The following is a 7,329-nucleotide window of genomic DNA, read 5'->3' on the forward strand; positions in this document are numbered from 1 at the left end:
AGGATAAATGACAAATATTCCAATACGTATTAATAGCATCAAGATTAAAAAAATACGGCCGTCTTATTTACGCTGGTGGTATTTCAATACATCGCTCTGTGTCCACACCATGAACATCATTGTGTTAATCAGCCAGTGCTAAATGGAGGAATAAGTAATATTAAGTTTAGTCGATATCCAGATAGCTAAATGTGGGATTGATTGCTGGCACGTGACAGCAATCAATCTATTTCCGACTAAGGTCTATTTTAAAACGGTGGGATGCTTTGCTGGAAGGTAACCGGCCATTACCTGACAAAAACCTCGTCAGGCAATGGCGGATAGATAAAGGGTTATGAGTGGGTATCCATTGAGCCAAAACGACCGCCGTTAAAATCAGCGATGGCCTCGATTATCTGCTGCTGAGTGTTCATCACAAATGGCCCGTGACCGATAATAGGTTCATCAATCGGCTCACCATTCAGTAGCAACAGCACCGCATCATTATTGGCCTCAATAGTTACATTGCTGCCAGCCGCATCCAGTAATACCATTTCGGCATCGCGGGCAACGGCATCGCCATTGACCAATACGGTACCACGCAACACAATTAATGCCGTGTTCCAGCCAATGGGCAGTGAAAACTCCGTACTTTTACCCTGATTCAGCCGTATATCCCAGACGTTTAGTGGTGAGAATGTCTGAGCAGGGCCATTTTTACCCGCATACTCACCCGCTATTACCCGCAGGCTGCCAGCATCTTCAGCTAGCACTACCTGAGGAATAGTTTCACTGCGAATGGCCTGATAACCAGGATCTGCCATTTTATTTTTTGCGGGCAGATTGACCCACAATTGCACCATTTCAAAGGCACCGCCACGTTGTGCGAACATATCTGAATGAAACTCTTCATGCAGAATCCCGCCACCTGCCGTCATCCACTGCACGTCCCCAGGGCCAATAACGCCGCCTTTGCCGGTGGAGTCACGATGTTCAACTTCGCCGTGATAAACGATGGTGACAGTTTCAAAACCACGATGCGGGTGTTGCCCGACACCCCGGCGATGTTTGGTCGGGGTAAAATCCATCGGCCCGGCATAGTCCAGCAGCAGGAACGGGCTGAGCTGTTTACCATGGCTTTGATATGAAAACAGTGAGCGAACCGGGAAACCATCTCCCACCCAATGCTGGCGCGGTGCGCGATAAATACCTTGAACTTTTTTCATCGTAAACTCCTTACAAACATCATCAATGAGGTGTTGCAGCCCGGCACAACCTCTGGCCGGGCTTCATGTTGGATAAAGTATATAATTAGGATAATTTAAGCAGTAGATAGCAAAATTAGTTATCACTGTTCTATTATCAGAACAATGATGAAGTTATCTATGGCAAGTAATACAGAGGCAGGTTATGCAAGATCTTAATGATCTCTACTATTACGCAGAAGTGGTGGAACACGGTGGATTCAGTGCTGCCGCGCGGGTATTGGGTTTGCCAAAATCAAAACTGAGCCGACGGCTGGCATTGTTGGAAGAGCGATTGGGCGTGCGTTTAATTCAGCGTTCAACCCGCCGTTTTGCGGTTACCGACGTGGGGCGTACCTACTATGAACACTGTAAAGCGATGCTGGAAGAGGCCAACGCCGCTCAGGAATCAATTGACTTAACACGGGCAGAACCCCGTGGTGTGGTGCGCATCACCTGCCCAGTGGCGCTATTACAGGCCACGGTTAGCACCATGCTGGCGGATTTCATGGTCAGTTGTCCTTTGGTGACGATTTATCTTGAATCGACCAATCGACAAGTGGACCCGATTGCTGAAGCCATTGATATTGCCATTCGGGTTCGGCCACCGCCGTTGCAAGACAGTGATTTGGTGTTGAAGGTGTTGGGTAACCGTTGTCAGTGTCTGGTGGCCAGCCCGGATTTGGTGGTACGACAAGGTATCGTCAATGTTCCGGCAGATCTGACTGGCTGGCCAAGTCTGGGCTTGGGCCGCGCGCGCCAAGAATTTATCTGGCATTTAGCCGGGCCAGAGGGCGCGCATGCTGCGATTTATCACCAGCCCAGATTGGTGACGGCCGACATGACAACGCTTCGTAGCGCAGCACTGAGTGGTGTCGGGGCAGTACAGCTCCCGGTTATGATGGTGGCAGATCAACTGATGGCCGGAACGCTGATTCGCTTATTACCGGATTGGGTATTACGCCATGAGATTATTCATGCGGTATATCCATCACGGCGGGGATTACTGCCGTCTGTTCGCAGTGTGCTTGATCATTTGGCGTTGCGGTTTAGCCAACTTGAAGACCAATAGCCAGGCCTTTGCATAGCTGAGCCGCGGGTAACGCGGCAAGTTGTACCGACTCAATGCTTGTGGCGGTGATGTGAATCCGGGTAATGCGGGTGGGAGTGTGCCAGTGGCTGATGTTGATGGCGATGCTTATGCGCCACACCGACTGTCACAGGAAAATCATGTGTATGTTGATGATGTGCGTCATGGTGATGTTCATGTTCATGCAGCAATTCATCATGGATATGCTGATGGGCATGCTGTTCAGTGAGATGCAATGCGATCCCTACAGCCATCAGGAGACCCGCCACGATGAGTGGTATAGTGACAGTGTCACCCATAATAACGGCCAATACAGCCCCTAAAAATGGGGCAATAGAGAAATAAGCACCAGTGCGAGCAGTACCAAGATGGCGCAGGCCGATAACAAAGAGTGCCAAACTCACGCCATAGGCAAAAAATCCCACCAGAAGGGCCGCTGCCAGATTTGTCAGTGGTGGCAATGTTGCGCCGAGGACAAAAGCCAGCCCGAGATTGACGATACCGGCAACCAGTCCTTTGACTGACGCAATCCAGGTGGCATCCGTCAATGAAACCTTACGGGTCAGATTGTTATCAATCCCCCAGGCAAAGCAAGCACCCAGAATTGCCAGTGTTGGCCACCATCCGGCAAAACGCGCTTCACCCGGCCAACTTAAAATAGCTGCACCGGCCACAATCACTATCATGCCAAGGGCGATGCGACGGTCAAAATTCTCTTTGAACGCGAACCAGGCCAGTAGGGCGGTAAATACCCCTTCGGCATTAAGCAATAATGATGCGCCAGATGCAGGCATACCCGTTAGCCCTATCATCAGCAGAACCGGGGCAACAATCCCCCCAGCCGTAATGGCACCAATAAACCACCGCCGTTCGTTGCGAGGCAGGCTCACGGCTGTTGCTCGGGTGAGTAGACGGTAGAGCGCCAGACCGGCACCTGAGCCAAAATAGAGCAAACCCGCCAGTAGCCATGGACTGACCGTATTGAGTAACTGTTTTGCCAGCGGGGTTCCGGCACCAAACAGCACCGCAGCACTTAATGCGGCTAATACACCGGGCTGTCGTAATCCATCATGCCATTTCATCGATTCAACTCTGAAAATAAGGTCGTAGTGGCAATTTTAGCCCATGAAAAAGCCGGGAAACCATTCCTGTCATGGAAAAAGTTGACCGGCTAATTTTAGTATTAATTATCAACGGTTTGTTTGTGGAACAACTCACGGAATACCGGGTAGATATCTTCAGGTTCTCGGATATGTTGCATGGCAAAGTTGTCAAATTTTGCCTGTAAGTCTTCATATTCCCGCCACAGAGTCTGGTGTGCGCGCCGGGTTATCTCGATGTAGCTATAGTAACGCACCATTGGCAGGAGCTTTTGGGCCAATAACTCATGACACAGTGGTGAATCATCGGCCCAGTTATCGCCGTCTGAGGCTTGGGCTGCATAGATATTCCACTGCGTTGGGTCGTAACGTTCCTGAACCACTTCTTCCATCAATTTCAGGGCACTGGAGACAATTGTTCCGCCGGTTTCCTGCGAATAGAAGAATTCTTGCTCATCAACTTCTTTCGCTTGAGTATGGTGGCGGATATACACGACATCAACGTTTTTATAGGTACGGCTCAGGAACAGATAAAGCAGGATGTAGAAGCGCTTTGCCATGTCCTTGGTGGCCTGATCCATCGAACCTGACACATCCATCAGGCAGAACATCACCGCCTGGCTGGATGGCTCAGGACGCCGTTCATAGTTCTTATAACGTAAATCGAAGGTATCGATAAACGGAACCCGCGCGATTTTTTGCTTTAATTCAGCAATGGCTTTACGTACACGTTCTTCTTCCAGCAATTGTGCTGGTTCCGTGTTTTCCAGTACGTTCAGCGTTTCTTCCAATTCGCGTAACTCACGGCGCTTACTGGCTGTCATGGCGGTACGACGCGCCAGTGAGTTTTGCAGTGAGCGCACCACGCTGATATTGGCGGGCACGCCATTCGAGGTATAACCCGCACGATGGGTTTTGAATTCGGTCAACTGCTTATACTGATTTTTCTTCAGATTAGGCAGCGCCAGGTCTTCAAACAGTAAGTCGAGGTATTCATCTTTGGAAATCTGAAAGACAAACTCATCCTCGCCTTCACCGTCCTGACCGGCATTACCCTGACCACTGCCGCCGCCTCCACCGCCACCTTGAGGGCGCTCCACCCGATCATTGGTGACAAAATGGTCATTGCCAGGATGTACCCGGTGACGTAACCCACCACGGCCCTGATGGAACATCGGCTCATTGATATCATCAATAGGTATCGAAACTGACTCGCCGCTATCAATATCAGTAACTGATCTTTTATTGATGGCATCGGCAATCGACTGTTTAATTTGCGACTTATAGCGGCGCAAAAAGCGCTGGCGATTGACCATGCTCTTATTCTTGCCGTTAAGTCGTCTGTCAATAAAGTAGCCCATATATCCCCCAAACGACTTTGTCACTGTCCCTGCATCTTTCACGCTGTAGCTGTGTTGGCTGCCATCACTTACCCCAGTCACTTAGTGGACTAAGCTCCTGGGGCTTCGTTCAGTTGCCGCCTTGCTACAACGCGAAATCTATTGGGACTCTCCCTGCATCTTTCACGCTGTAGCTGTGTTGGCTTTACCCTTCACACTTGACGTCGCAGGGGTGTTAGCTGCACCCGTTACTCGGCCCATCCTTGGGCCTCGCCTCTGCGAGGCCGCTGCAAGCAGCGTTCAAATCTGCTCCCGGCAGATTTGTCACCCGAATCACTTACCTGAGTAAGCTCATCGGGATTTGTTCGCTTGCTGCTTACCTGCAACGCCAATTGCTTTGGGTATAGATTCAGGCGGCTTCGTTCAGTTGCCGCCTTGCTACAACGCGAAATCTATTGGGTCTATACCTACGATGCCGTAATGAATCGGTAAATGGCTTATGACGATTTTCTCACCCGCAGATACCATTCACACAGCAAACGAACTTGCTTACGGGTATAGCCTTTCTCCATCATCCGATCGACAAAGTCATCATGTTTTTTCTGCTCATCCGTTGAGGTCTTGGCATTAAAGGAGATAACCGGCAGTAACTCTTCGGTGTTAGAGAACATTTTCTTCTCGATAACCGTGCGCAGCTTCTCGTAACTGGTCCAGTTTGGATTACGGCCATTGTTATTGGCTCTGGCGCGCAACACAAAATTGACGATTTCATTACGGAAATCTTTCGGGTTGCTGATACCCGCTGGCTTTTCAATTTTCTCCAGTTCAGCATTCAGTGATTCACGGTCAAACAGTTGCCCGGTATCAGGATCACGATACTCTTGATCCTGAATCCAGAAATCGGCGTAGATAACATAACGGTCAAAAATATTCTGACCATACTCAGAGTAAGACTCCAGATAGGCGGTTTGAATCTCTTTACCAATAAATTCAGCATATTTCGGGATTAAATAGCCTTTCAGGTGTTCGAGATATTTCTCCGCAACATCTTGTTGGAATTGTTCGCGTTCGATCTGCTGTTCCAGTACGTAGAACAGGTGCACCGGGTTAGCAGCCACCTCAGCGTGGTCGAAGTTAAATACTCTGGAGAGGATTTTAAAGGCAAAACGGGTAGAAAGGCCGTTCATACCTTCATCAACTCCAGCGTAGTCGCGATATTCCTGATAAGACTTGGCTTTAGGATCGGTATCTTTCAGGCTCTCACCGTCATACACCCGCATCTTGGAGTAAATACTGGAGTTTTCTGGCTCTTTCATCCTTGAGAGAATCGAGAAGCGAGCCAGCGTTTCCAGCGTGCCAGGTGCGCAAGGCGCATGGGTCAACTCACTGTGATTTAACAGTTTGTCGTAAATCTTGATCTCTTCTGATACCCGCAGGCAATAAGGCACTTTGACAATATAAACACGGTCAAGGAATGCCTCATTATTCTTGTTATTACGGAATGTTACCCACTCGGATTCGTTAGAGTGCGCGAGAATTATACCGCTGAATGGCAGGGCGGATATCCCCTCGGTCCCGTTATAGTTCCCTTCTTGTGTTGCGGTCAGTAGTGGGTGCAGCACCTTAATTGGGGCTTTGAACATCTCGACGAATTCCATGATCCCCTGGTTAGCACGGCATAAAGCACCGGAATAACCATAAGCATCTGGATCGTTTTGGGCGTGATTTTCAAGTTTACGGATATCAACTTTACCGACCAGTGCCGAGATATCCTGGTTGTTTTCATCACCGGGTTCGGTTTTCGCTATCGCAATTTGTTCAAGGATAGAAGGCCAGACCTTGATAACTTTGAACTTGGTAATATCACCGCCAAAATCGTGCAGGCGTTTTGCCGCCCATGGCGACATAATCGTACCGAGATAGCGGCTTGGGATACTGTATTCTTTGGCCAGAATCGCCGCATCTTCCTGCGGATTGAACAGACATAACGGGTGGTCATTGACCGGGCTACGTTCACCGTTAGCACTTAAAATATAGATAGGCACCCGTTGCATCAGGGCTTTCAGTCGTTCAGCCAATGATGACTTACCACCACCCACGGGACCCAGCAAATACAGGATCTGTTTCTTCTCTTCCAGCCCTTGGGCGGCGTGTTTGAGATAGGAAACGATCTGCTCTATGGCTTCCTCCATGCCATAAAACTCTTCAAAAGCAGGGTAGCGAGCGATAACCCGATTAGAGAACAGTCGAGACATGCGGGACTCAAGCGCGGTATCGACCATGACTGGCTCACCAATAGCCATCAGCAGACGCTCAGCCGCATTAGCATACGCGCTGCGATCTTGCTGGCAGATTGTGAGGAACTCCTGGAGTGTGAACTCTTCGTCCTTGGCCGCCTCATAGCGCTGGCGATAGTGATCAAATATGTTCATAGCGATGCCCGTCCTGTTTGAATGGTTGGGAACATAAAATAGTAGTAGCGCTTTATTGGGTTAAAATTTTGAAACTACTACCTTATTGTTATGGCCGTGTCTCCTCCAAAGGTCAAGTTAAGCCAGACCACAGATTTGCCACCC

The 7,329-nt window shown here is 49.3% G+C and carries 5 protein-coding genes; 1 reads left to right on the forward strand and 4 read right to left on the reverse strand.

All coding sequences use genetic code 11. The features are described 5' to 3' along the window. Nucleotides 1–332 precede the first annotated feature (332 nt). Nucleotides 333–1,205, reverse strand: a complete 873-nt coding sequence (locus V2A85_RS20670) for a pirin family protein (RefSeq protein WP_420072237.1) — start codon at nucleotides 1,203–1,205, stop codon at nucleotides 333–335. A gap of 184 nt (nucleotides 1,206–1,389) precedes the next feature. Between V2A85_RS20670 and V2A85_RS20675 the strand changes: the two genes are divergently transcribed. After that, the gene (locus V2A85_RS20675; RefSeq protein ID WP_420072238.1) at nucleotides 1,390–2,295 is read left to right on the forward strand and encodes a LysR family transcriptional regulator; all 906 of its coding nucleotides are present in this window, start codon (nucleotides 1,390–1,392) and stop codon (nucleotides 2,293–2,295) included. 50 nt (nucleotides 2,296–2,345) lie between these two features. Here the strand turns inward: V2A85_RS20675 and V2A85_RS20680 are convergent, their stop codons facing one another. From V2A85_RS20680 to yeaG, 3 genes are all read right to left on the reverse strand, one after another. Continuing rightward, nucleotides 2,346–3,395 carry a DMT family transporter gene (locus tag V2A85_RS20680; protein WP_372558944.1) on the reverse strand — a complete coding sequence of 350 codons (1,050 nt, stop codon included), beginning with the start codon at nucleotides 3,393–3,395 and terminating at the stop codon, nucleotides 2,346–2,348. A 101-nt stretch (nucleotides 3,396–3,496) separates the two neighbouring features. Beyond that, nucleotides 3,497–4,774, reverse strand: coding sequence for a YeaH/YhbH family protein (locus tag V2A85_RS20685; RefSeq protein WP_372559896.1), 1,278 nt, complete (start codon nucleotides 4,772–4,774; stop codon nucleotides 3,497–3,499). 476 nt (nucleotides 4,775–5,250) lie between these two features. Beyond that, complete coding sequence (yeaG, locus tag V2A85_RS20690) at nucleotides 5,251–7,185, reverse strand: protein kinase YeaG (protein WP_083158970.1); 1,935 nt, start codon at nucleotides 7,183–7,185, stop codon at nucleotides 5,251–5,253. Nucleotides 7,186–7,329 lie beyond the last annotated feature (144 nt).

Source organism: Yersinia sp. 1252 StPb PI, from assembly GCF_048593885.1.
Taxonomy (GTDB): domain Bacteria; phylum Pseudomonadota; class Gammaproteobacteria; order Enterobacterales; family Enterobacteriaceae; genus Yersinia; species Yersinia enterocolitica_E.

What these genes read in the sequence shown, in the direction of transcription:
- V2A85_RS20670 (WP_420072237.1), bottom strand. Translation starts at nt 1,205, where the DNA reads ATGAAAAAAGTTCAAGGTATTTATCGCGCACCGCGCCAGCATTGGGTG.
- V2A85_RS20675 (WP_420072238.1), top strand. Translation starts at nt 1,390, where the DNA reads ATGCAAGATCTTAATGATCTCTACTATTACGCAGAAGTGGTGGAACAC.
- V2A85_RS20680 (WP_372558944.1), bottom strand. Translation starts at nt 3,395, where the DNA reads ATGAAATGGCATGATGGATTACGACAGCCCGGTGTATTAGCCGCATTA.
- V2A85_RS20685 (WP_372559896.1), bottom strand. Translation starts at nt 4,774, where the DNA reads ATGGGCTACTTTATTGACAGACGACTTAACGGCAAGAATAAGAGCATG.
- yeaG (WP_083158970.1), bottom strand. Translation starts at nt 7,185, where the DNA reads ATGAACATATTTGATCACTATCGCCAGCGCTATGAGGCGGCCAAGGAC.